The organism is Photobacterium ganghwense (genome assembly GCF_003025595.1).
Lineage (GTDB): Bacteria > Pseudomonadota > Gammaproteobacteria > Enterobacterales > Vibrionaceae > Photobacterium > Photobacterium ganghwense.
In genome coordinates, this window is record NZ_PYMI01000002.1 from 994687 (window position 1) to 1019313 (window position 24627).

The following is a 24627-nucleotide window of genomic DNA, read 5'->3' on the forward strand; positions in this document are numbered from 1 at the left end:
GCTAGTTGACCTCATGTAACCTTTGACTGGTGCGGCGCAAGTATTCCTTGCCTGCACCATTTTTTTATCATTTCCATAAATAAACACTCGTTAAAAGTATTTGGCTATGGCAATCGTAAGAAAAGAAATTATCCAAATGCGTGAATCAGTAGCGAAGGTTGTTTCGCTGCTGTCACGAACCTCTGTAAAAGTCTCTATGTCCGGAACTCGCGCTTATGTCGAGAACGATATGGAGGGCAAAACAGTTCGCGTGAATATTCCTGCTCTGCCTGACGACGCTAGTGATTTAGCCATTATGGCAGTCCGAGGCTTCGTCGATCACGAGGTCGCGCACATCCTATTTACTGACTTCAAAACGCGATGCTCAATTCCAACAGCGTTGGAGCCAATGTGGAACTCGGTGGAGGATATCTTTATCGAGCGGAAGATGAGCCAGGTATTCACCGGTTCTCGCTCAAACCTGAGCAAAGTTCGTCACCACCTACTTGAGACAGTCTTTGACAACGCCTACAAGAAAGCCGTGGACTCTGGCATGAAGGGCGTCGAGCTGTTCAACCGAATCCTTGCCGTTCCTGCATTACGTGCGATGGCAGGGCAGACAGAGTTTGCCGATTGGATGGGGGACAAGTGGGATCGCATTGATATCTTGAAGACCCGCATCGAAGACGCTCGAATCCCTAAAAAGCTGACGCTTACGGAAAGCACCTCTGACTGCATTGAGGTTGCGCGTGTCCTTTTGTCGCTGATCATCGACGAAACCCAAAAGGAGCAAGAGCGCGAAGAAGAGGATAAGCCGGAAGAGTCAGAGGGCAAAGTGAAGTCACCTGACTTGCCTAAGACAGAGAGCAAGGATGAGGGCGAGGATGAATCCGGCGACGACCAACCATCGGAGGCCAAGGACGACGAAAAGCCGGAGGAATCCATTGAGATTGAAGTGGATGCCGGTAGCGCGGACGAAGAAGGTGAAGACTGCGACAAAGACGAAGAGAATGATGAAATTGAGGTTTCCGGCTCATCAGACGGAAAGAGCGAAGAGAGTGACGAAGAAGATCAGGGCAGAAGTAAGTCTGACTCAACAGCTACCGATACCGACACGGATATGGGCTTTGACTTCGACCTTAAAGATCTTGATGAGCTAGAGGGAATCGACGACAAAGTTGAACCTCTGTCTATCGAAGATGCGCTTGAAGAGGCACTTTCTGATGCGATTGATGACAGCATGAGTAGCTACCGCCCATTGACCGACCAGTTCGATATTTATGATGTTGTTGAGAACATTGGGAAACAGGCGGCACAAGTCCAGACCCATGAGTATTTCGGTGAAAATAAGGAGGGTGCTGAGCGTTATCGCAAATACTTCGACGATCTGTTTGTGAACGGCGAGCGAGCCTTTAAACGTCGCATTGAGGCTCATCTTGGCGATACCTCAAAGAACATGGCAAAACAGCTTGAAAGGGTTGTTCGCAGCCAAAACAAGTCTCAGTGGCTTGGCGGCCAAAAGAAAGGTCGTATTCATGGGGCGAGCCTATTTAAGCTCAAAACCGGTGATGTTCGTGTATTCCGCACCAAAGAAGAGCACCGTAGCCGAGAAGCTGCTGTTCAGATTGCGGTGGACTTCTCCGGCTCAATGCACAGTGGAGACAGAATAGGGACTTCTCTTAGGTCGGCTTATGTCATGGCTGAGGCTCTTGGCCGATGTGGCATCGCATGTCGCGTTGTCGGTTTTACTTCACTGTTTGATTTGGATGTCCGCGGCTTCGAGCGCTATCTAATGTCCAAGAAAATAAAGCCCGGAACTTTGTCTTTCTCGCGCCTTGAGCCATTGCTGCTGCCGATCTTGAAGGATTGGGACGACAAGGCCAATACCAAACTTGTGAAGAAACGGTTTGGCGCTCTGGCCGGTAATTTCCCTTTGGCAAACAACGCTGACGGGGAGTGCATCCTGCGGTTTATCCCAAGCCTGATGAGCCGACCTGAATCATTGAAGATGATGGTTGTTCTGTCGGACGGCGAGCCATGCGCAAGGGGTAGAGGAATGGCCGAGCACTTGAGAGCTGTCACTCGGTTTATTGAGCAGAAAACCGATATCAAGCTACTTGGCATCGGCATTCAGACAGACTCGGTTAAGCGCTTCTACGCCAAACATGCCGTGGTAAATGACCTGTCAGAGCTACCAGCCGTTGTCTGCGGCAAAATCAGAGAGCTTGTAGCCTAGCCATTCTTTAGTGACCTGCGAATATTTGAAAAATAGTTAGATCACCGCTTACTTATTATTTAATATTCGCAGTGTCCAATTTACAAAGAAACAAGTTTACGTGAGGTAACAACATGTCAGCATTAGCAGATAAAGCATCATTGGCAGAGTCTAAAATTTCATGCCGCCTTTGCGGTGAACTTACCCATGCGATCAAACCACACCTTGAGAGAGAGCATGAAGGGTGGGGCGATATCGAAAAATACAAAGCTGAATTTCCAGAGGCTCCAACCCTGTCTGAATATGCGCTACACATGATCCGCCAGAAAGAGGCGCTGCGTGGAGCCGCTACCCAAGCCCCTGAGAGGAAGTCTGAAACCAAGAAAAGCGAAATGGCTACTACCTCCGCTGCTACTGAGGAAAAGGTTGTTCCTATCCATGGCCATATTGGTGAAACCGAGTATCGCACAGAGAAAGTTGCTCTCCATGAGGCACTTGGCCTGCCGTTGAAAGCGCTACAGTCTTCAACCGGCAAGCCAATTATGATGACCGCATTCCTGAACTCGCCTTTTCCTGAGTTTTTTCCTAAGCGCACCTCTGGCTATGTGTTCCAGCCAGAAGTGACCAAGGACGCGGCTATGGCTATCGAGCTTGGTATGCCTGCTTACTTTTGGGGACATGCCGGAACTGGCAAAACCTCACTATCTACTCAAATTTGCGCTGCGCTGAACCGTCCTTTAATTCGCGCCCAGCATACCGGTTCTACAGAAGAGTCCGAGATCGTCGGCCAAATCTTGGCGAGCCAAGAGGGCACTTATTTCGAACCTGGCTTATTGGCAATGGCAATGCGTCACGGCTTTGTTTACGTCGCGGATGAATACGATTTTGCCTTTGCTCAAGTGCTATCGGCTTATCAGGCGGTTCTGGAGGGTGAAGCGCTGGTCATCAAGAATGCTACTCCTGAGTGGCGCAAGGTAAACCCACACAAGCACTTTGCCTTTATTGGCACTGGTAACACCAATGGTTCTGGCGATGAAACTGGTTTGTATCAGGGCACTAATATCCAGAACGCGGCTAACTACTCACGCTTTGCGATTGTTGAGAAAGTTGAATACATGGATCGCAAGTCAGAGGCGGCACTTATCCGTGCGCATGTTCCACTACGCGAAGAGGATGCCTTGAAGATGTGCGACTTTGCCAAGCGAGTTCGAGAGGCATATGAGCGCCAAGACCTGCCAATGACTATCGGCCCTCGTGAGCTAATCAACGCCGCCAAAGTGGGAATGTTACGAGGTAACTTAGCTGCTGGTCTTGAAAAGGCATGGGTTAACAAGCTGCCTGCCGACAGCATCACGGCTGCTAAAGAAACATTACAGCGCATTTTTGGGTGATTGATTAGTAAGCGGTGATTTAAGTGTTGGGTTGTTTTGGTTCGATTCTAACAGCAAGAAAAAAGGGCAAGCCATGTGAGGCTTGCTCTCACTTCCCAGAGTGTCAGGAAGAGGCGATGCGTCGCGTAAAAGACATTTTTGGTGAAGATACCGCGACCCTGCCAATGGACGGAATCAGCAAAGGTAAAAAGAAATGAGAGAGGTAAGAACAAGCCTTGAGTGGCTGGAAGAGGCTATGGAAGAGAGCGGATTGGTGATTTTAGATCCCGATGGCTGGGATCGCGTCAACTTCAGCTACTCATTCTATCAAGAGTTAATTAGCAAAGCAGAGTTTGAAAAGCGGGTGGGCTTCTCAACTTGTTTTTATGTTCCAGAAAAAGCGCCAAAGGATAAAGAAAAATGAAAGCGTTACTGTGTCGCACCGAGTTTTCGTTGGGTGAATCTGTTTTAAAGGCTGATAAGCTGGCTCCGAAAGCCGCTGAAATGGGATATGAGGCCATTGTTGTTGCCGATACCATGTCAATCAGCTCGATCATTCCGGCACAGCTTGGCTCAACTGACACTGATGTAAAAGTAATCTGCGGTGTCCGACTGACGATTGTTCCAGATCCGCAACTGGAATACCGCACCAAGGAAGCGGGGGAAAGCGCCAAAGGCATCAGACAAGATGAGTTCTCAATGACCCTGCTAATCAAGAACGATCAGGGCTTTGTGGACGTTTGCGAGCTGCTGACACTTGGCAACCGCGAAGAGCAGTTCTATTTCAAACCTCGCGTAAGTCCGGAGCAAGTGGCGGAGTGTTTCGCAAAGGGCAACGTTCTGATGCTTTCCAGCGACAAAGGGAGTGTGTTTAAGCTGCCAACCCATGCGGAGCTATTAGATAAAATGATTGGCGCAGGGAATGCGTCTGACTGCGTTATGGCGCTATACCCGATTGAAACGCCACTGTATGACCAAATCAACAAGAAGGCGCTTGAATACGCCAATCAAAAAGAGCTGGTTGTAGCCGCGTTCTATCCTGCCTACTACGAAACCATTGAAGATGCCGATATCAAGGACTTTGCGTATCTGGTTATCAACAACGTTAAGGCAGACCAGCCATATCGCGCTCTTGTTCCATACAACCGTGAGTCCTGCATCCAAGAGCGCTCACGCCTGCTGAAATCACTGAAAGAGTTCGCCGTTCGCATGGGTGTTCGGGTATCGCCGGACTACGTATCAGCAAACCAAGACCTGATCATCGAGCAATGCAACTGGCGCTGGCATAAGCTGGACGTGTCATTGCCGAAAATGGCAGATGATGAAGACAAGACACTGGCAGAGTTGGCGGTGAAAGGCTTGAAGGATCGTTTTGTCGAACCTTGTTTTGGCTATGTTCCGCCTGAGTCTGAGCGCCCCAAATACATCGAGGCGGTAAAGTATGAGCTTGGCATTCTGAAAAAACTTGGCTTTGCACCTTACTTTCTGCTGGTTAACGATCTGATTCAGGCTTCAAAAACGCGCAAAATTCCATTGGGCTGCGGTCGTGGTTCCGTAGGGGGTTCTGTCGTTGCCTGGTCGTTAGGCATTACTGAAACTGACCCTATCCGGCATGGTCTTCTGTTTGAACGCTTCATTAACCCTGAGCGTTTGGACTTGCCCGATGCTGACTTGGACTTTTCACAATCCCGCCGTCATGAAGTGCTTGAGTATCTTGAGAGCAAATACGGTGAAGAGTATGTGGCCGGCATTCCAAACTACATGTATTTAGGCTCCGCTTCTGCGTTGCGTGATGCCGGACGTATCTATGGTATTGACCAGACTGAACTGGCCGTTACCAAGGAAATTACCGGTGACGGTGACAATTTGCCTTTGGAAGATGCGAAAGAAGAGCTGGGTGGCATCGGTAAGTTTGCAGCCAAGTATCCTGCCGTGTTTGATTTGGCCTGTAAGTTACAAAACACGATGCGAGGCTATGGGCGACATGCGGCGGGTGTGATTGTTGCCGGGGACAAACTTACCAACCGTTCTGTCGTTGAGCGACGTGGCGGCGAGCGCACTATCAATTGGGACAAACGGCACTGTGAGGACATGGGGCTGGTTAAACTCGATGTTCTAGGCTTGGCGACACTCGATTTGCTTCAACTGGCCTGTGACTACGTAAAAGAGCGTCACGGGAAGGACATTGATATTTACTCAGTCCCGCTTGATGACGAGAAGACGCTGAAAACGCTATCGGAAGGCAGAACAACAGCCGTGTTTCAGCTTGAATCTTCGGGCATGAAGAAAACACTTCGTGACCTTGGGAATGGTATTGAGCCATTCACGTTTGAAACGGTAACAGCGACAACAGCACTGTTCCGACCGGGTCCAATGCAGTCAGGCGCACTTGATACTTTCGTGTCCGTTGCCAAAGGCTATGAGCGCGCAGAGGCGATTCATCCGCTGCTTGATGAACTGCTTAGCGAAACCAACGGCGTAATGGTTTATCAGGAGCAAACCATGAAAGCCTGTCAGATCATGGCAGGGTTCTCTATGACTGAGGCGGATAAGGTTCGCAAGGCTATGGGTAAGAAAGATGCTGAGCTAATGGCAAAAATGAAAGCATCGTTCGTTGAAGGCTGCGAGAAGGTCAATGGTATTCCGGAAGCTGTCGCCGGTGATGTATGGGACAAGATCGAGAAGTTTGCAGGCTATGGCTTCAACAAATCTCACTCGGTGGCTTACTCGCTACTGTCATTCTGCTCTGCATACCTCAAGACATACTATCCTGCTGAGTTCTTTGCCGCAGCACTGACTATCTTGGGCAGTGACAAACATCCGGCCATTGTTCGTGATGCGCGTGAGCACGGTATCGAAGTTGTTCCGCCTTGTATCAACCACAGCTCAGATCGCCTAGAAATTGGCTATGACAGCAAGCGAGAGCAAACGGTGCTGTATGCGCCATTCTCCGCTGTTAAAGGCTGTAGTGCTGCGGGTGCGAAAGCCATTATTGAGGCTCGTGCCAAATGCGGTGGTCGTTTCTCTACTGTGGAGCAGTTCGAAGAGGTGGTTTTAAAGCGAGCCTGTAATGCTCGCGTTCGTGAGGCACTTCGGAAAGTAGGGGCATTTGCTGACATTGACCCAAAGGAGCTGGACGCTCGACACCCTGACAGACGCAAAGACCAAGCGGCTTTAATGGGCGATATCATGATTGATGCTGTCGGTGTTGAGCGTGACTTTATCTGTGACGCCAAGGTTTGCGCCCAAGTGAATGCTTTGCATAGTCGCATTGAGAAGGAGACTGAGCTAGGGGAAGCCATTGTGCGTCCGACTATTGGCAGAAAGCCCAAAGTGATGATCGTGCTTGACGCCCCTAATGGATGGGATGAGAAATCCGGCTATATCATGTCAGAAGGTCACGATGACTTTAAGGCAGCGCTTACTAATGCAGGGTTCAAAATGGGGGATATTTACGCCACCAGTTTGATGAAGATTGTGAAGGGTAAGGATGAGCAATTCACCTCCGAGCAAATCAACCTGTTTAAGGACTACTTTGCGCATGAATTGGAATACACCAAGCCTACGGTGGTGATCGCAATGGGTTCGCTGGCGGCTGGGTATTTCAATACCTCCAAGCTCAAGCCAAGTGAGCTGTCCGGTCGCAACGAGTATGATTCTGCAAGGGATTGCAACATCATATTCGGCTTTAATCCAGGTATGTTGCACTTCAAACCTGAGAAGAAAACCGAGCTGGAAGATATCTGCAAAAAAGCCTATGAGATAGTCAACGGCTAAATCAATCAATAGAAAGATAGGTCTGATTTTGCTTTGCACAAGATTCTACTTTTAACTTTAATTTATAGTCATCGGTGACTTACTTTTGTGAGGTTGGGGCTTTTACCCCTTTATTGTTTCTGTATAGTTTGATGTGTCCCAACAAGGACGACAAGCCCAACATCTTATTGAGGGTGTGCAAGATGTTTAACGTAGAACAAACGCTGTCAGATTTAGCATTCGACCGCTCAAATCTCGATGAAGTATGGAGTAATCAGGCGATCTTATTCTTCCAATACGCCGACAAACTTACTCAATCTGAGCGACGAGTGGCGAAGGCCAAGCAAGTGATGGAAGAAGTGGAGGCAAGGCTATACAACACTATCCGAGCTGACTTGAGCCTATCTGGCATCCGTCCGACTGAGTCGTTAATTGAATCGAAAATGAAGAATCACGAGAAGATGAGAGCAGCACGCGAAGCATATGATGCGGCCAAGTCTGATTGTGAGAAGGCGAAGTATGCACTTGAGGCTTTCCGTCATCGCCGAGACATGATTGTGCAGGCTTCTAAACGTGAATTTTTGGAGTTGGAGAAGACCGGTTCATCGACTTTTACTGCTCTCAAAAAGCACCCGCAAGAGTGATCAAAAAAATCTTGAAAAATAATTAAGCGCTGACTTATTATTGGCGCGAAGTCAAAGAGAGCACTCGCGCAAGACGCACAGCTCTTGGAGATACCGTAGAGAACTGAAAAAAATCAAGGAAATCAAAAATGTCAAACATCCTAGAACTACTAAAGGCCAACAAAAAACGCGAAGAGGAAAAACGCGCATCATCCCGCATCGACACTTACAAGCTGAAAGACGGCGAGAACGTCATTCGTCTTCTGGGTTCGAAAGATGGCGGTCTTCCGTTTAAAACATACGGACAGCATTTCGTTAAGAAAGATGGCGAGAAAATGTCTGTATACCTATGCACCAAACAGACCCACGATGAGCAGTGCCCGATTTGTGAAGCGGTTTACGAAGGCTTGGCTCGCTACAAAGGCGACAAAGCTATGGAAAACACAATCAACAAAATGCGCTCTGCCAAGCGTTACCTGTGGAATGGTATTGTTGAAGGCCAAGAAGACAAGGGTGTTCAGCTAATCGAACTTGCGTCTACCTGTTTCGATCAGATTCAAGACCGTCTGATTGAGCACATGGATGAAGGCTTTGGTGATCCGCTATCACTGGAAGAAGGCTATCCGTTCGTGATTACTCGCACCGGGACAGGCACAGACACCAAATACACTGTTTCTGCCTCTCCTAAGCGTAAGAAAGCACTGGCTGCCGACACTATGGACAAGCTAATCAATATCGAGCTGCTGACTGAGCGTGTTGATGAGGCACGTCTGCTAACCACACTAAACAAGGCAAATGCTGTTATCGGTTTGCCACTGGTTTCAAGTGTTCCGGCTATCGGCTACGCATCTTCTGCATCAAGTGCGGGGACTGGCACTCACGGCGTTGCAGCAACAACATCCGTGAGCACCACCTCAACTGCTGTTGACGAAGATCTGGATTCACTGCTAGATGAAGAATTGAAAGCCGCTATGGAAACGGAGTTCAAGCCAGAACCGACACCAACCTCTGATGTTGAGATCGAGGATGCTACCACTGCTGAGGCAGACTCTTCAAGCGACCTAGACGATCTTGACGCTCTACTAGCTGACCTTTAATCGCAAGTGGGTGGGGGAAACCTCACCCATTCCTTCCTAATTCCCAATTTAATTTAGTGAGGTGATGGGTATGAACCTATTGCTTGTTGACGCACATTCGCTTGGCTACTTCTGCCAGCAAGGAGCGACACTGACGGCGGGTGGAAGACAAGTCCAAGCGATTTTCGGGATGCTTCGTAATATCCGCAAATACTGCCGTGAGCTGAATGCTCGACCTTATGTTCTATGGGACGGCGAACCAATCAAACGACCCGCTTTCTATCCGGAATACAAGGGTAAGCGCAGCGACAATCCGAAGCTGAAAGAAATGCGAATCCAATTCAGACAGCAAAGGGACGATATCAAGCTGATGCTGTCCTTGCTTGGTGTCCGTCAGTTGGTAGCGCATGACGGAGAAGCTGATGATCTGGCGGGTATGCTTTGCCGGAGATTCAAAAGCCACGTAGAGCACATCTACTTATACACGGGCGATAACGACTGGCTGACTTTGCTGGATGATAACGTAAGCCTGCTGAATGTTCGGAAAGACGAAATTACCAGGCTGTCTTACTTAGGCGAGAAAACGGGTCTTCAAACACCACGTCAGTATTTGGAATTTAAAGCTCTGGTCGGCGATAAGTCGGATGAAATTGATGGTGTAGGTGGTATTGGTGAGTCTGGTGCGCTGGAGCTATTGAATGAGTGCGGCTCTGTTATTGAGTTCGTTAAAAAGGCCAGAAGCGGAGAAATTACCGTTGATGACTTCAAAGGGCGTGGCCGTAGGAAGTATTTCGCCTTAGCCAACAATGAATTTAACAAGAAGGTGGAAATGGGGATGCTCGATATCTTCCGGCGCAATGTGAAGCTGATGAACTTGGCCGATCTAGAAATGATGCCGGAGAACATCGAAACAATCCCTCCTCGCTATGACGAGGCTGAGTTTGAGAACAAATGCCTTGAGCTGAGCTTTCAGTCCATCGTGGATGAAATTGAGGTGTTCGTGACTCCATTCAAGAGGTTCTGCTTGTGATTAAAAGCATTCTTGAAAAAGACGCCATTGCTACGCCAGCGGGTTTAGCCAAAGAGATTGTTTACCTGTATGGCGTTGGTGTAATGGCAAGTATCCCAATGCTTTACCAAGCAAGAACGGGCAAAACGCTAACCAATGGTGAGCTATCAAAGGTTAGCGAGCAATACGAAAAAATCAGTGAACGAGTAAAGAAATACCTGAAAATCGGAGAGAAGTAATAATGGCAGTATCACCTCTAGCAGCGGCATTGAAAAAGGCAGTTGGCGGAAACGACACTATCCAAGGCGTTAAAGTTTGGCTTTCGACTGGCTTCCCTCCGCTAAATAAGGCTATCTCTGGTTCTTACCGTGGCGGTTTCCCAAGTGGTCGCATTATCGAAATGTTCGGCCCATCTTCAGCAGGTAAAACCCTGCTTGCTACTCAGGCAATGATTTCTGTTCAGCGCATGGGTGGGATTGCGGTGTTCCTTGACCATGAAAACTCATTCGTCAGTGAGCTGGCCGCCAAGTATGGCTTAAACATTGACGAGGATGATGGTCAATGGGTTTACAAGCAGCCTGATACGTTTGAGGACTCGGTAGAGCTGACTGGCAAGCTGCTTAAAACAGTTCGTGAGAATAAGCTGATTCCGGATGAAGCGCCGATCATCATCGTCTATGACTCACTGGCCTCAATGGTTCCGAGATCTAAATTCGCCAAGATGGAAGCCGGTGATGATTTGGGTATGAATGACAATACGGCGCTGGCGCGTGCTACTGCCGCAAACTTCCCAACACTGGCGGCTTGGGCGCGTAAATACAATTGCTGCATGTTATTCCTAAACCAGATTCGCACGAAAATCGGGGTGATGTTTGGTGATCCTACTACAAGCCCAGGCGGTAATGCTCCGGAGTTCTATGCCTCTGTTCGAATCAAGCTAGGTCGCTCTCAAATCAAAGAGGGTTCGGAGAAAACAGGGCAGTCCATTGGCGCCGAGTGTATCAAGAACAAAGTGTCAGAGCCGTTCCAGCGCGCAACATGGGATTACTACTTCGATACAGACCGAGGATTCGATGTTATCGGTAGCTCAATTGACCACCTATGCGAAGTTGGCATTCTTGAGAAGTCTTCTGGATACATCAAGTATGGCGAGAAGAAATATCGCCGGAAAGAGCTGGTTTCTTTCTTCGAAGAGCGTGGGGTAGAGGCAATGCTGCCACTGTTCGACAAAGCTGAGAAGAAGACGGCTTTGGTGGAAGCATCAGAGGAAGAATAAGCCGCTAATTGAGAGTTGGGGGCGTAAGCCCCCTTTTTGGGAGTTTCATTATGAACTGGATTACACAATTGCTGAATAGCCAAGGCAGACGTGATCCGCTTGGACGTGCGGATATGGAAAGCACCGTGCCGCGCAAACTGGTAGAGGAAGAAGCGTTTTCTTTGTTTGGCGACCGTGAGTTGGCCACACTAATGAGCCGTGCCTTTCTTTACCGCTATCACAAGTCAGATTTGGAAGCTGATACTCGTCAGCGAGTGCGGGATGATTTGAAGTCACGGCTTGAGCGAGCGTATCTAGGCTACGACAACAAGGCTGAAATCATTGAAGTGGTGAGTCAGGTTCAGAGTAAAGATTTGACTGTGGAGCAGTCTATTAAAGTGATTGAGAACATCACGGGCAAGCGGATTAGCGAGTCAACCTATCAACGTTATCGTTCGATCTTAGCCATTAAAGATAAAATCAGTCACCAATGACTTACTTATACAAGGTGTAGAGCTTATTTACCTTGTATATCCGCAATAAGATAAACACAAGCAACAAGCGCAATAAGAGCAACAAGAGAGGTAAAAATGGAAATCGGTTCGCGTGTTATTGGACTTTACAGACCAGTGAAGAAAGAAGGTGTAAGACACTGGGAAACAATCGGTTTTGGCACTTTCATTGGTGAACAAGTGCCGCACTCAGAAGCCGCTGGCATGGTCACTCGTATGCGTCGCGATGCGAATGAAACAACCTATGCGTTTGCGATGGACGATGGGGTAGTAGTCTTTGACACCGAGCTGGCATTCTATCCGGCTGGCTCAGAACATACGTTCGGACTAAGCGAACGCTTAATTCCTATTTCAATCAAGGACATTAGGGCGAAAGCTGTCGCTTAATAACCTTGACTTACTTGGCTCATCGGTTGGAATATCCTCGAAAAACATAGAGTAGAGTGATTCCGACCATGAGCCTTGATGTTAAGAAAGCCCGTTGGGTTCGTAAGACTGAAGATGGTGTTTACACCATTGAGCCGCAGTCCGTTCTGGCAAGAACTGGACTTATTTGTAACTCCTGCGGCATCAAGACCGGCTGTCCAATTTACAAAGTTGTCGAGAAAGCCGAACCTCATGCTGACGTTCATATCAGAACATGCCAGCGCTATGTGCCGATCTTATCCTTCCGCAAGCCGTTCATCGGCTTAAATCAATCCTCCTTCAATACCATGAGGGCCGGAACAACTTGGATGGATAGGCTGGAGATCGGCAAGACAGTTGCACTGGTAGGGGCGGATGATGGAGAGATTATCCGGTTCATGAAGGTTCGGAAGCTGTATAGTGGCGATTTTGACGCAATGGTTGCCAAGCATTCGATGTTTAATCACCTGGCTATGGGCGGAAAACCGGTTGATAAGGTCGGTGAAATACTGCGGAAGTCTTACGGGCATTTCTTAAATGAGCAGTCGAAGTTGACCGCTATTTACTTAGAGCCAGTAGCCGATGATGATCAAATACGAGAAAAAGTGCTTAGAGGTAGAGCATCTAAGGAAGAAGCGTAAGCTATACGGGGCATTTTGGACGCTTAAATCAGGCAGGAGGCTTTATGTGGCTTATCGCTCACGCAAAGAGATATTCCGCAACGGTGAATCCAGTTTACTTGCGGCAATTCGCCAAGGGTGTGCATGCTGGGCTCTGGACGTTGAGACGATCCGCGAGATTGATGCGCGAGGGGTAAAACATGTGGGCGTTTTGGTAAAGGAAAGCCAAGAGCTTTATGTAACAACAGTTGATAGATTCATGGATAGGGCATTAGTCATGAACTACGAGTCTCAAGGCGGTGCCCTGCAGCGGTATTTGCCGCTGAAATACTTCAAGAAGAAAGCGCTTTAGGCGTGGAGAACAAATTTTTGAAGAGTGTAGTCTTGGAGTAAGGTATTACGTTTTGACTTTCTCAGTGCAGCGTTGCTGATTCTTAGTTGGCGTAAGTGGGTTATCCACTTACGCCAAAATTTCAATTATAGAGCTACAACATTAGCTGCTTGAGGGCCTTTTTGACCTTGCTCTACATCGAAAGATACTTTTTGGCCTTCAGAAAGAGTTTTGAAACCTTCTGAAGCAATTGCGCGGAAATGAACGAATACGTCAGCACCGCCATTGTCTTGAGTAATGAAACCAAAACCTTTCTCTTCGTTAAACCACTTTACGATACCAGTTGCTTTAGACATGTAGTGTCCCTTATATATTAAAAATTAATAATGTTACTTCGATTCTCTGAAGATTGAATTATTGAATGTGACGATGAAGCTAAGGGAAACACAGAGGATAACAACATTAACGAAGAAATTCTTAGGGTTTACTTTGACTTGGTGTTTCATTAATAAGTCTGAACATCAGAGCAGCCAAAATCATACCTCATTACTTAGTAAAGTAAAGATAAATTTCATCCGGTATAAAAAATCAGATGTCAGATATGCTAAATGGCGAGAGTTCATACAGCACTCATTTCTCTAGTTGAAACGACTTGATCAGACATGTGCCTCTAACACAGTGTCAAAATGGCGGCATTAGTTTAAACGAGTCAGTGTGACTATTGAACTTAGCGTATTGTTGGCCATTTGCAAAAAGAATGAGGCAGTAAAACCCTTTAAAATCATTGTTTTATGATCATAATCAAATAATATCAAGATGAAAACACTTGAAGCCAAATCGAAAGGGAACCTACGAGTTAGATTAGCTGAAAGACCAGAATCAGCGTAGGTCACGAGATTACCGCGAACTAGTCGCATTATTTACGACACGTGATCAGTAACTGTAGCTGCTGCTGAATGGATATGGTTTCTTTGCAATACTAGATAATGCTCCAGACCGCATCCCCAATAATTAGTAGGAATCGTTAAAATGAACAGGTATTCGTATGGGGCGTGCATGGGTTTCGTTCCGCATCTTTATGCGAATATTATTTGTCATCAAAATGTCATAAAGTAAAGGTATAAGACCAAGCAATTAATTGGCATATCACTCATTAAAATTGGATAACATAAATCATTGAATCAAGCAAGAAATATCTTCCATTTAAAATCTGTTGAATAAAAAAACTACGAGGGGAAAAATCAAGAAAGTCAATTTGACTACAAAAACAATAAATAGATACCTCTCACTATATACAATAAGAACCTATGCTAATTTTTACTATTATCAAATCATACGTCTTATTTATTAACTCATTACTTTAGTTTCGAAAGAATCATTCTGACTCATAGCCGCCGAAAGGAGAACGGATGTTATCTATCTCTTCATCTAAGCCAACTGTGTTGGTTATTGACGATATCCCTGAAAATCTCACTTTGATGTATCAGCTACTTAAAGATGATTATAAGGTGAAAGGGGCAAGTAGTGGCGTGCGAGGTATCGCTCTTGCTGAAACTGCTAACCCAAGTTTAATCTTGCTGGATATCATGATGCCGGAAATGGATGGCTATCAAGTCTGTCAAAGACTTAAATCAAATCCAGCAACACGTGATATACCTGTCATATTTTTGACAGCAAAAGCTGAGCGAGTAGATGAGCAAAGAGGTTTTGAGTTGGGCGCTGCCGACTACATCACAAAACCTATTAATCCAAAAATCGTTCAAGCTCGTGTTAAAACACATGTTTCGCTGAAAATTGCTTCAGATATTCTAAAGAGTGAAAAAGAAAAACTAGAAAATGAAGTCAAAATACGAACCGCTGAAGCACTACGGCAAAAAGAGGAACTTCATGCCATCCAAGACATTGCTTTCTACGCGATGGTTTCTTTGGCTGAAACTCGAGATAACGAGACGGGAAACCATATTCGCCGCACTCAAATTTACATTAAACGATTAGCGGAAACTTTACGGCAAAATCCGAGTTATACGGAAGAGCTTTCTGATGAATTCATTGAACTACTTTACAAATCGGCTCCGCTTCATGACATCGGAAAAATAGGTATTCCAGACGCAATTCTACTGAAAAAAGGCAGCTTAACAGAGGATGAGTTTGAAGTCATGAAAACCCACACTACGATTGGTTATGAGGCGATTAAAAACGCGGAAAAAGTGAGTGGTCGACAAATGTGTTTCCTAAAAGTTGCCAAAGAGATTGCTTACTCGCACCATGAGCGATGGGACGGAAATGGCTATCCTCTAGGTCTTTCAGGTGAATCTATACCATTATCTGCCCGCCTTATGGCAATAGCTGATGTCTATGATGCACTGATTTCTAAACGAGTTTACAAACCTGCATTTACTCATCAGGACGCAGTTCAAATCATACTATCAGGTAAGGGAACTCATTTTGATCCTTTTATTGTCGACGCATTTACTGAAATAAGCGATGAGCTGTATGACATTGCACTTACGTATACGAACTAAATATCTTGCTGGTTTATGGTGGTTGGAATTGAATGAAAGAAAAGACGATTAATACCCAAACATGGGTATGGAGATCAATGGTAAGAACCGGGATTATCCCTCTTATTCTGGTGGAATCAGGTCTCATCGCAGTTTACTTGGTAAGTAATCACCTTATCAGTAATGATAACATGGCTTATATATACACCCAGGTTAATGAAGAGCTAAAAATATCTTCTGAGCGTGAATCCAATATCATCCGTGAAAAGTTGTTATCAATAGAAAGTTTAACAACGTTGTATCGAAATGAAACCGAACGTGTTTTATCAGGCAATGACGTGATTGACGCTTCTGAAAGCTCTAACCTTGCTGTTAGTGAAGACGGTGTGATTTATTCTAAAAATGACTTAGGAGGCTCAGCTTCTTTTTACTCAGGTTTAACTGACAAAAAAGATTGGGAGAAAATATATCGACTTGCACATCTTGACCCACTAATGAAGCAAATCGAAAAAAACAATGATTTGGTTTCTTCTATTTACGTTAATACATGGGATTCTTACAACCGAATTTATCCTTGGTTTTATACTGTAGATCAGTATCCTCCTAAAATGGATATTCCTGAATACAACTTTTACTATTTGGCCAATGAAGAATATAACCCAAATAGAGAAACTGTTTGGACTGATGTTTATATTGATCCTGCTGGTCACGGTTGGATGGCATCTGCAATTTCTCCGGTTTATATAATAGATTTTCTAGAAGGTGTAGTGGGATTAGATATAAAGGTTAGCGCTATTATCGATAGCATTCAAAATTTGATTATACCATGGGATGGCTATGCGATACTGGCTAGTAGTAATGGCACAATAATGGCTTTGCCCCCTCAAGGCGAATATGACTTTGGTTTGAAAGAGTTGACAGAGCATAGCTACCAACAAGCTATAACCAAAGAAGTATTTAAACCGGATGATTTTAATTTATTTAAACGTGATGATACTGCTGATTTATCTAGCCAATTATTGAAGAATAACAACGGGCTCACACAGATAACACTCAACGGTGAGAAAAAGCTTATATCATGGTCAACAATACCTGAAACACAATGGCGATTAATGGTAATTGTTGATGAAAATAAGATGTATGCATCATCTCGAGCTTTAGAAAATAAATATCAAAATATTGGTTATGTTCTTATATTTGGTTTGATTTCATTTTATGCTCTTTTCTTGATATTTATATGGCGTTCGTCAAAACAGATGAGTGAGTTTATTGCTGAGCCTTTAAAGAAAATTCAGAATATGGTTAATAAAGCTGGCCTTGGGGACTTCAATTTAACTAATGACGGATTCCGGCTAAAAGAGCTCAATGAAACCGCGAACTCAATCATCAGTATGGGTAGTAAATTGGATAGGCTGACAACTGAGCTCAAAGAAGCAAAGTTATCGGCTGAGAATGCAAACATAGCCAAAAGTCAGTTCATTTCAAATGTAAGCCATGAGATAAGAACACCGATGAACTCGATTCTAGGTTTATCCCATATACTGTTGAACTCAGATCTTACTGTTGATCAAAAAAGCAACTTGGTAAAAATCGACAAGTCAGGAAAGCATCTATTAACTCTTATTAATGATATTCTAGACCTTTCTAAGCTTGAAGCGAATAAAATTGAAATTGAGAAAACTTTATTTGATATCCGAACCATTATTCAAGATGTCTATGATATTTTTGAGTATAAAGCGAATCAGCGTGGTGTTCACCTTACTACTGAAGTAGATGAGTCTATTCCACAACTCGTCGGAGATACGCTACGAATCAAACAAATTATTTTAAACTTTGTTAGTAATGCTATTAAATTTACTGATGAAGGAGAAGTCTCCATTATTGTTGATGCAATGCAGCGAACAAAAGACAACATTAACTTACGCATAAGTGTATTGGACACCGGTGTTGGATTATCTAAATATGACCAGGCATTGGTGTTTGATAGCTATCAACAGGCGGATGCTTCAACCACTCGAAAATACGGTGGAACAGGTCTTGGGCTGACGATCTCTAAACGTATTGCTGAACTAATGGGAGGTAAGGTCGGAGTTGAAAGTGAGTATGGAAAAGGAAGTATTTTCTGGTTCACTATTGAACTCGAAATAGATCACTCTGGTGCGTATATTCCTTGTGCAAATACAGAGATATCTGAAATTAGTTATGTTAACGAGCCTTCCCCAAAGTTAGATTGTGACATTAAATCTATCGAAGAATTTGAATCTAAAGTAGACCATTTGGTCTTTTTACTTGAAGAATGTGACTTAGAATCTGAATATTTTTACACTAAACATCGATTATGCTTTGAGAAGTTAGATTTAGGGCTGAGTAATGATTTATATCAAGCCGTATCAACTTATGATTTTGAAAGTGCCCTTGCGGTGATGATTAGAATAAAAGAAGAACTTAATCAATATAAAGAGATGATGGTCGAAAATTAGAGACGAACTTAATAAGTTTGATATGAAAGGCACAACGTTAAAATGTAGTGCCTTTCATCACACGGTTAAAAATTGAAACATTTTTTCGATAGGGTATATATAGATAAGTGAATCATTGTAAATTACAACTAAACTTCAATATGCCCACTCCATATTTTTCTAATAATTAAATTATTCCTGTTTTTCTCGTAACCTACAGCACAGCAGCACCGTTTTCCTTGATAAACTCCTTCAATAACAAGATTACGGGAAGATTTACTATCACCACCCAAGTCGTAAACTTTTAGATGCCCTTCAAAACCTGCTCTTTCAAGTTGCTCTGTAATCCTATCTTGTTCTTCATTCTTGATTACATGGTTAAGTCTATAAAAAACCACATTATTAATCATAATTTCCTTCATGTAATCAAAATCTATACAGTTATTTGGTTCATTCTTATAAGTTTAGTTTCTTTTTAGGAAAAAAACCTTTTTATATTATATGTTCATAATTTTGATTATTAATCAATAAAGCATATGATTAATGGGGATAATGAAAAGCCGCTTGGTTTCAGCGGCTTGCAACAGATTTTTATATGTTAAATTTTATAGTCACGTAACTTGGCGCCTTCATCGAGAGCTTTTCTTAAAAATTTAGGCATTCGTCCAAATCCAGTCCACGTTTTAACCTCACCTTTTTCATTAGTAAATCTATATTTTTCTTGGTTTTCTTGTCGAGGTTTTTTCTTTGCGGCTGTAATTGACTTAGACAAAAGTTCTTCTGGTTCTATACCGTCATCCATAAGCATTTGGCGATACGCTTCCAGCTTCTCTGTCCGTTCTTTATTTTCCGCTTTTAGTTGTTCTTCTTCGGCTTCGCGTTCATTTACAACTTGAGTCAACTTTTCTAGGGCATCTTTTAGCTGATCCAGAGTCATAGACTCACGAGCAAAGGCACGTAAACTACGGAGATTCGTTAATAACTTTATAGTATTACTCATGATTTGTTTTTTTGATGGTCTGAATCTTTATATTACAGCACAAATACTTTTTTATCTAACCTCTGTTTCTTAACGGTCGTTTTGTTTTCAATAATTTGTTTCAATGTTGTTGCTGTAATAGAGCGAATAATTGTGATTATTTAAAAGAACTGATTTATGGTCTTCACTAACAAAAAAGCCCACTTCGGTGGGCTTTGACTTACGGAAAATAGACGAAATGGCTAAGGTCAACGCACCAACTGGTGGCTAACGGTCTGTCGTCGTTTCTATTGAATACGGTCTTTTCGATATAGCGGAAAGAGAATGCACAAAGCTGCTGTAATTAAGGCTCCATCAACCACAATCGAAAGGAATTTGCTGGCAAAGTCCACGGTGATCACCGCAAACGTCAGTAGCAAAACCAATGAAAATCTTAGGTTATCGCTCATTGAATCCAATCGTCAATATGCAAGCCTAGTGTCATAGCGATTTGCTCAAGAACGGCATACTCCGCCTCGTCAACATCACCATCTGCCAGCGCAATGGTAATGACGTTAGCCATTACATCCTGTGCCTGCTCAGTGTCATCCGCAATATCTTCAATCTCACGCATGATCTCAAGACGGGCTGCGATAAACGAAGCCTCAAGACGAGCCTTGGTTCGGGTGATAATCTCTTGGATTTCAGCGCCGAAGTGCTCCAGGTTCTTATTGGTGCGGATCAGATTGTGGATACGTGTCATTTCAGACTCGTCAACCTTACCGTTCTTATCATTTGCAGCCGCAACCAGTAGGCAGCCGCCCACGATTGCTTCCATTAGGTCGCGGTTCTCAATGCGTTTAAGCTCTACACCTGCTGCTTTTGCTTTTTTACTGAAAAAACGTCCGAGCATTGCTGATACCTATCAAATAAAATGAATTGTTATGTCTTGCTATCTGCCGGATTTTATATGACATACTACAAAAATAAGTCAACGCTTATTTATTTTTATTGATCGCCTTATCGTCAGAAAGTAGACTCGCCACCACTTGAAACAAGTAGAGTTACACCAATGCAAAAAGTATTAGACCGAGTTGATTTCACTCTTAACTGTGCTCTTTACGCAGCATTTAAGGTGAAGTTTGATGGGGTGGATAGGGACACTGCCTGCTACTGGTATGCGGCGAAATCAATCAGCCGTTGTGATAAGTGGTCGTTCCCAATAGCGCAAAAAATGTGTCAGCATCCGGATCGTGCGGCGTTTATCTTAGACCAGTATTACTACTGGATTTTCAACGAAACACCACATGCGGACAGCACCGAGATTTTGCCGGAAGTTCGAGGAATAGCGACAGTTCACAAGAAAGGTTGGGTTGGTGAAGCATTGACGAAGAGGGCGTGATGGCGACGGTTCCTTTCTGTGAATTTTGCGGCGGAGACTGCCACTGTGATGAGATTCCCGCGATGTCTTTAGTTCAAATTGACTGGCCTTTGTCCTCCGTTGAATCCCTATGTGGCTATGAGAAGATTGCAGCCAATAGCTTAGATGACCAACAAGAGGACAAACAAAATGATAGAAGCTGCAATCTGCTATGCGTTCATCGCTCTGGCGTTATACCTTGCATACATCCTTCGCTCTAAAATTGGGGATTAAATTTAGCTGTTAAGTTGGTAAGCGGTGACTTATTACTTGCCAGCTTTGTAATCGTAACATGCAGTAGAGAGGTATCATGTTCGGTATCATTTCAGACACTCATTACCATGCGTTTACTCAGTTCGCCAAAACATCAGCGGCAGGAGAAAACTCTCGCCTTGCTGAGCAACTGAGCGCGACCATTGAGGCGGCTAAGCTGATGAAAAAGGCTGGCTGTGACCGTCTTTATCATGCCGGAGATATGTTCCATGTAAGGGGCAACGTTTCTCCCCTGGTTCTAAACCGCGTTATCGAGTGTTACTCCAAGATTATCAACGAAGTCGGCTTGGAAGTTCGGGTTCTGGCTGGCAACCACGACCTTGAAACTAAAGAGTCGGTTTTCTACGCGAGCACATCATCAGCTCTGCAATCCATTGGGGCGGAAATTGTATGTGGCTCCACGCCTAAATTCTTCCATGACGACAAGGTGATGATGCTGTCATGGCATGACAATAACGCCGAGCTGCTTAGCAAACTCAAAAAGGCCAAAAGTGAGCTGGACGAGGATGCCTGTAATTGGAACGCGATCATTCATGCGCCGGTCAATGGCGTGATCATGGGGCTGCCGGATGTCGGCATTGATGCCGGAGAGTTGGCGGAAATTGGCTTTGGAAAAGTGTTTTCAGGCCATTACCACAACCACAAACGGATGAATGACACGGTGATATCCGTAGGTGCTCTGACTCACCACAATTGGGGCGATATTGGTTCGCTGGCCGGATGCGTGATTGTGGGCGGGACCGGGATAACTCATTTCGAAACCTCAGCGCCTAAGTTCCTTGATTTGGCCGATTGTGATGAAAGAGAGATCGTGGGCAACTACGTCCGAGCCAAGGGAACTGTAGAGTCTGACGAAGAGGCGCTACTAAGACGCAAATCACTTGAAGCGTTAGGCGCAAAAGGTATTGTCTGCTCTTTTGTGAAGTCCACCACTGTCGTTAAATCCAGTTCGGAAACGTCCAAAATCGACTCCCTGCGCGATTCTGTGGGCGCTTACTGCAAAAGTTATGCAGTGACAGGGGGCGTTGATGAAAAGCGCTTATTTGGCGTTTGTGAAGACATTTTGACAGAGGCGGAGGGTTTGGCGTGAAGCTGCTTTCTTTAGACATTGAAAAGTTCATGACGATTGGCGAAGCCAAGGTTTCGCTAAGTGATCGCGGATTGGTTTTGATTCAAGGTCGAAACGAAGATGACAGTTCCGCCGAGTCCAATGGCGCAGGCAAGTCCACACTGCTTAATGCGTTGTGCTGGGTGCTTTATGGTGAAACCGCTCATGGCCTGAAAGCCGACCAAGTCGTAAACCGCAAGTCAGGAAAGGGCACTCGGGTCTGCGCGACAGTCGAGGATGATGGAAAGCGCTATTCGATTGTCCGTCACCGCAAGCATCCAACCGGCAAGAACCATGTTCAAGTGTTTAGTGAAGACGGCGAAATCACTAAAGGCACAGATAGGCTCACTCAGGAAATGATTGTCCGGTTGTTTGGCTGTTCAAAAGACGTGTTTCTTGCCTCGATTTATGCGAGTCAGGAAGGCATGGCTGATTTGCCTGGTATGACTGACAAGAACCTGAAAGCCATCGTTGAGGAAGCCGCTGGCATTGATCGTCTGACCCGTGCTTACGACATTGCCCGTGATCGTCACAATACCGCAGCCACTCGTCTTGCATCGGAGGAAACTAAGTTGGAGTCCACTGCCGACCAACTGCGCTCTCTGGTTGGCGAAATCAAGCTGTTAAAGGACAAAGTGACTGAGTGGGATGCACAGCGAGAAGAGCGAAAGGCCAATGCGCTCAAGGAAGCGGGGCGACTGGATGCTGAGGCTGCTGAATACGAGTTGTCTTTGGATACGGATAGATCCAGCGAGGATATCCGTGCCGAGATTGAGCGAGTAAAAGCAACCATTGCCGGTGCTGACAAACATCGTGACCTTGAGTTTGATGCGCGAGGCGCTGTAGTGTCTGCCGAGAGCAATAAAGACCGTCTCAGTCGTGAATATTCCAGCTTTGTAGAAGCTGCGAAAAAGGCTGCATTGGATGCAAGGGGCGTTGCCGATCAGGTTGGCAAGCCATGCGGAGAGTGTGGTAAGCCATATGGGGCGGGTGATTTAGATGCGGTTTGCTCAAACCACAAGAAGCGTGCAGGGGATTTCGTTGCTAAGGCCAATGAGCTAAAGCCTCAGATTGAAGCTGCTGACAAGGCCATTGAGAATGCCAAGGCTAATCTCGAAAAGGTGATTGCTGCCCGTCCGGATACAACCGCTGCCACTGAGCAGATTTCAAAGCTGAATAACGAGCTGTTGTCGGTTTCACGTATCGAAGCCTCCGCAAAAGTAGCAAAAGACCGTGCCAAGGATGCCCGTGCGCAAGCGGACAGCATTGCCCGTGAGACAAACCCATATCTGAGCATGATCAGCACGAAACAAGAAAGAGCCAAAGAGCTACGTTCAAGCCTTGGTGAGCTGAAAGCCAATGTTGAAGTTGGACGACGGAATATCAAAGAGCTGGCGGCAGCGCGTGAGGTGTTTTCTCCGAAGGGGGTTCGCAACCATATCCTCGAAGCGGTAACGCCATTCCTAAATGAGAGGACAGCGCATTACCTGAATGCTCTTTCAGATGGGGCGATCTCCGCAGTGTGGCAGACGGTTGAGCTAACGAAGAAAGGCGAATCAAAGGATAAGTTCGGCATTTCGGTTAACAACGTGTATGGCGCTGATTCCTTTGCCGGACTATCTGGCGGTGAGAAGCGCAAGGTTCGTATCGCGACGACATTGGCACTTCAAGATCTGGTAGCGAGCCGGGCGACCAAGAATATTGAGTTGTTTGTCGGCGATGAAATTGACGATGCGCTTGATGAGTCCGGCTTGGAGCGCTTGATGGGGATTCTGGAAGAGAAGGCCATTGAGCGAGGAACGGTAATGGTGATCAGCCACAACGACCTTAAATCTTGGATTCGCCAGACTATAACGGTCGTGAAGAAAGACGGCCAATCCCGAATGGAGGAAGCGTGATGACTGCCTTTATCACTCCTTCTGTTCGTGCGCTTGGTCAGTGGTTCGCGGGTGTGATGGCTGATGCCATTACACTCGGTATCGTTTCTGGCGACAAAGAGGGGACGATTATTGATAGCGTTATTGCGGAGAGAGGCGTTCCGCGAGGCTATGAAGAAATGTTGATGGAAGTCGGCTTGAAGATGTTTGACACACTCCAGGTTAACTTCAAAAGCCAAATTGACCGTGTTACCGGTGGCGGAGAAAAGGGGCCTTGTGATGCGGCTATTGGCCTCGAAGGCATTGGCGATTTAGACATTAACGTTCAGAACGGTGCTGATGTTGAGCGCTGGCGATACCTGATGCCCGTGGTGGCCTCCAGCGAAAAGATCTTCTACTCGATATCTGACGAAGCTGGGAAGCACCTAACGTTCGCGTCATCGACTTTAACAGCCGTTTCGTTGGAAGCTCTAATGAGACGCAACCGGCTGATTGCCGATATCGCTGATGAACTGGCGGATGATTTTTCGGTTGGCTATCAAGATCTCGATGAATTCGCCATGAATATTGCTCAGTCCCGCAAGACCATTGCCCTTTCCAATGTGGACGACGAGAAGAGCAAATGTGCCTTTGGATACTGCGAGCTGCAAAGTGGCTCGGAAATCGTGGTGGCGTCAATATCAGGGGAAGAGAGTGGGCTTGTTGCCGATCTCGTTAGCTACATGGCTGCGATTGGAGCCAAGAGAAAGACGCTGGCAAGGGACGAAATCTCCGGATATACGGTTTCATCCATTGCAATTGACGATTGTGTGCCGGATGAACCAAGCAAAAATATAACTACTGGATACGAGGATAACGAGCTTTTCGGCTCATGGTGATG

Annotated in this window: 25 protein-coding genes; 20 read left to right on the forward strand and 5 right to left on the reverse strand. The window is 45.5% G+C overall.

Features of this window, described 5'->3' with window-relative positions:
- The first annotated feature begins 106 nt into the window (after positions 1–106).
- From C9I92_RS10285 to C9I92_RS10345, 14 genes are all read left to right on the forward strand, one after another.
- Positions 107–2215, forward strand: a complete 2109-nt coding sequence (locus C9I92_RS10285) for a cobaltochelatase CobT-related protein (RefSeq protein WP_047884410.1) — start codon at positions 107–109, stop codon at positions 2213–2215.
- Positions 2216–2328: 113 nt separating this feature from the next.
- On the forward strand, positions 2329–3585 hold the full coding sequence (locus tag C9I92_RS10290) for an AAA family ATPase (RefSeq protein ID WP_047884409.1): 1257 nt from the start codon (positions 2329–2331) through the stop codon (positions 3583–3585).
- A gap of 23 nt (positions 3586–3608) precedes the next feature.
- The gene (locus C9I92_RS25420) at positions 3609–3782 is read left to right on the forward strand and encodes a hypothetical protein (RefSeq protein WP_157038309.1); all 174 of its coding nucleotides are present in this window, start codon (positions 3609–3611) and stop codon (positions 3780–3782) included.
- Positions 3779–3988, forward strand: coding sequence for a hypothetical protein (locus tag C9I92_RS10295; RefSeq protein WP_047884408.1), 210 nt, complete (start codon positions 3779–3781; stop codon positions 3986–3988). The genes C9I92_RS25420 and C9I92_RS10295 overlap by 4 nt, the downstream gene beginning before the upstream one ends.
- Positions 3985–7341: a DNA polymerase III subunit alpha gene (gene dnaE / locus C9I92_RS10300; protein ID WP_047884407.1), complete on the forward strand. Its 3357-nt coding sequence runs from the start codon at positions 3985–3987 to the stop codon at positions 7339–7341. The genes C9I92_RS10295 and dnaE overlap by 4 nt, the downstream gene beginning before the upstream one ends.
- Before the next feature lie 182 nt (positions 7342–7523).
- Entirely contained in the window at positions 7524–7964 is a 441-nt protein-coding gene (locus C9I92_RS10305) for a hypothetical protein (RefSeq protein WP_047884406.1), read from the forward strand.
- A 128-nt stretch (positions 7965–8092) separates the two neighbouring features.
- Positions 8093–9040, forward strand: coding sequence for a hypothetical protein (locus C9I92_RS10310; RefSeq protein WP_047884405.1), 948 nt, complete (start codon positions 8093–8095; stop codon positions 9038–9040).
- Positions 9041–9110: 70 nt separating this feature from the next.
- A complete protein-coding gene (locus tag C9I92_RS10315; protein ID WP_047884817.1) occupies positions 9111–10049 on the forward strand; it encodes a 5'-3' exonuclease H3TH domain-containing protein in 939 nt (312 codons plus the stop codon).
- Entirely contained in the window at positions 10046–10267 is a 222-nt protein-coding gene (locus C9I92_RS10320; protein ID WP_047884404.1) for a hypothetical protein, read from the forward strand. Before C9I92_RS10315 ends, C9I92_RS10320 begins: the two co-directional genes overlap by 4 nt.
- 2 nt (positions 10268–10269) lie before the next feature.
- A complete protein-coding gene (locus tag C9I92_RS10325; protein WP_047884403.1) occupies positions 10270–11304 on the forward strand; it encodes a recombinase RecA in 1035 nt (344 codons plus the stop codon).
- Between the two features lie 50 nt (positions 11305–11354).
- Complete coding sequence (locus C9I92_RS10330; RefSeq protein WP_047884402.1) at positions 11355–11777, forward strand: hypothetical protein; 423 nt, start codon at positions 11355–11357, stop codon at positions 11775–11777.
- A gap of 96 nt (positions 11778–11873) precedes the next feature.
- Entirely contained in the window at positions 11874–12182 is a 309-nt protein-coding gene (locus tag C9I92_RS10335) for a hypothetical protein (protein WP_047884401.1), read from the forward strand.
- Between the two features lie 68 nt (positions 12183–12250).
- Positions 12251–12841 carry a hypothetical protein gene (locus C9I92_RS10340; protein WP_047884400.1) on the forward strand — a complete coding sequence of 197 codons (591 nt, stop codon included), beginning with the start codon at positions 12251–12253 and terminating at the stop codon, positions 12839–12841.
- Positions 12842–12887: 46 nt separating this feature from the next.
- On the forward strand, positions 12888–13172 hold the full coding sequence (locus tag C9I92_RS10345) for a hypothetical protein (RefSeq protein ID WP_047884399.1): 285 nt from the start codon (positions 12888–12890) through the stop codon (positions 13170–13172).
- A 125-nt stretch (positions 13173–13297) separates the two neighbouring features.
- Here C9I92_RS10345 and cspE read toward each other — a convergent pair whose 3' ends face one another.
- Positions 13298–13507: a transcription antiterminator/RNA stability regulator CspE gene (cspE, locus tag C9I92_RS10350; protein ID WP_047884398.1), complete on the reverse strand. Its 210-nt coding sequence runs from the start codon at positions 13505–13507 to the stop codon at positions 13298–13300.
- A gap of 1053 nt (positions 13508–14560) precedes the next feature.
- Here cspE and C9I92_RS10355 point away from each other — a divergent pair.
- Both C9I92_RS10355 and C9I92_RS10360 read left to right on the forward strand, forming a co-directional pair.
- On the forward strand, positions 14561–15673 hold the full coding sequence (locus tag C9I92_RS10355) for a response regulator (RefSeq protein ID WP_047884397.1): 1113 nt from the start codon (positions 14561–14563) through the stop codon (positions 15671–15673).
- 32 nt (positions 15674–15705) lie between these two features.
- Positions 15706–18132, forward strand: coding sequence for a sensor histidine kinase (locus C9I92_RS10360; protein WP_047884396.1), 2427 nt, complete (start codon positions 15706–15708; stop codon positions 18130–18132).
- A gap of 128 nt (positions 18133–18260) precedes the next feature.
- On the opposite strand, the gene C9I92_RS10365 is transcribed toward C9I92_RS10360, so the two are convergent.
- The 4 genes from C9I92_RS10365 to C9I92_RS10375 form a co-directional block, all read right to left on the reverse strand.
- Complete coding sequence (locus C9I92_RS10365; RefSeq protein WP_146149684.1) at positions 18261–18521, reverse strand: hypothetical protein; 261 nt, start codon at positions 18519–18521, stop codon at positions 18261–18263.
- A gap of 188 nt (positions 18522–18709) precedes the next feature.
- On the reverse strand, positions 18710–19111 hold the full coding sequence (locus tag C9I92_RS10370) for an H-NS family histone-like protein (RefSeq protein WP_047884394.1): 402 nt from the start codon (positions 19109–19111) through the stop codon (positions 18710–18712).
- Positions 19112–19377: 266 nt separating this feature from the next.
- Positions 19378–19539, reverse strand: coding sequence for a DUF3927 family protein (locus C9I92_RS25885; RefSeq protein WP_169776015.1), 162 nt, complete (start codon positions 19537–19539; stop codon positions 19378–19380).
- Positions 19536–19982 carry a tellurite resistance TerB family protein gene (locus C9I92_RS10375; protein ID WP_047884393.1) on the reverse strand — a complete coding sequence of 149 codons (447 nt, stop codon included), beginning with the start codon at positions 19980–19982 and terminating at the stop codon, positions 19536–19538. Before C9I92_RS10375 ends, C9I92_RS25885 begins: the two co-directional genes overlap by 4 nt.
- Before the next feature lie 159 nt (positions 19983–20141).
- Between C9I92_RS10375 and C9I92_RS10380 the strand changes: the two genes are divergently transcribed.
- From C9I92_RS10380 to C9I92_RS10395, 4 genes are all read left to right on the forward strand, one after another.
- Entirely contained in the window at positions 20142–20471 is a 330-nt protein-coding gene (locus tag C9I92_RS10380; RefSeq protein ID WP_047884392.1) for a hypothetical protein, read from the forward strand.
- A 328-nt stretch (positions 20472–20799) separates the two neighbouring features.
- Positions 20800–21852, forward strand: a complete 1053-nt coding sequence (locus C9I92_RS10385; RefSeq protein ID WP_047884391.1) for a metallophosphoesterase family protein — start codon at positions 20800–20802, stop codon at positions 21850–21852.
- Positions 21849–23768 carry an AAA family ATPase gene (locus C9I92_RS10390; protein WP_047884390.1) on the forward strand — a complete coding sequence of 640 codons (1920 nt, stop codon included), beginning with the start codon at positions 21849–21851 and terminating at the stop codon, positions 23766–23768. Before C9I92_RS10385 ends, C9I92_RS10390 begins: the two co-directional genes overlap by 4 nt.
- Positions 23768–24625, forward strand: coding sequence for a hypothetical protein (locus C9I92_RS10395; RefSeq protein WP_047884389.1), 858 nt, complete (start codon positions 23768–23770; stop codon positions 24623–24625). Before C9I92_RS10390 ends, C9I92_RS10395 begins: the two co-directional genes overlap by 1 nt.
- Positions 24626–24627: the final 2 nt, after the last annotated feature.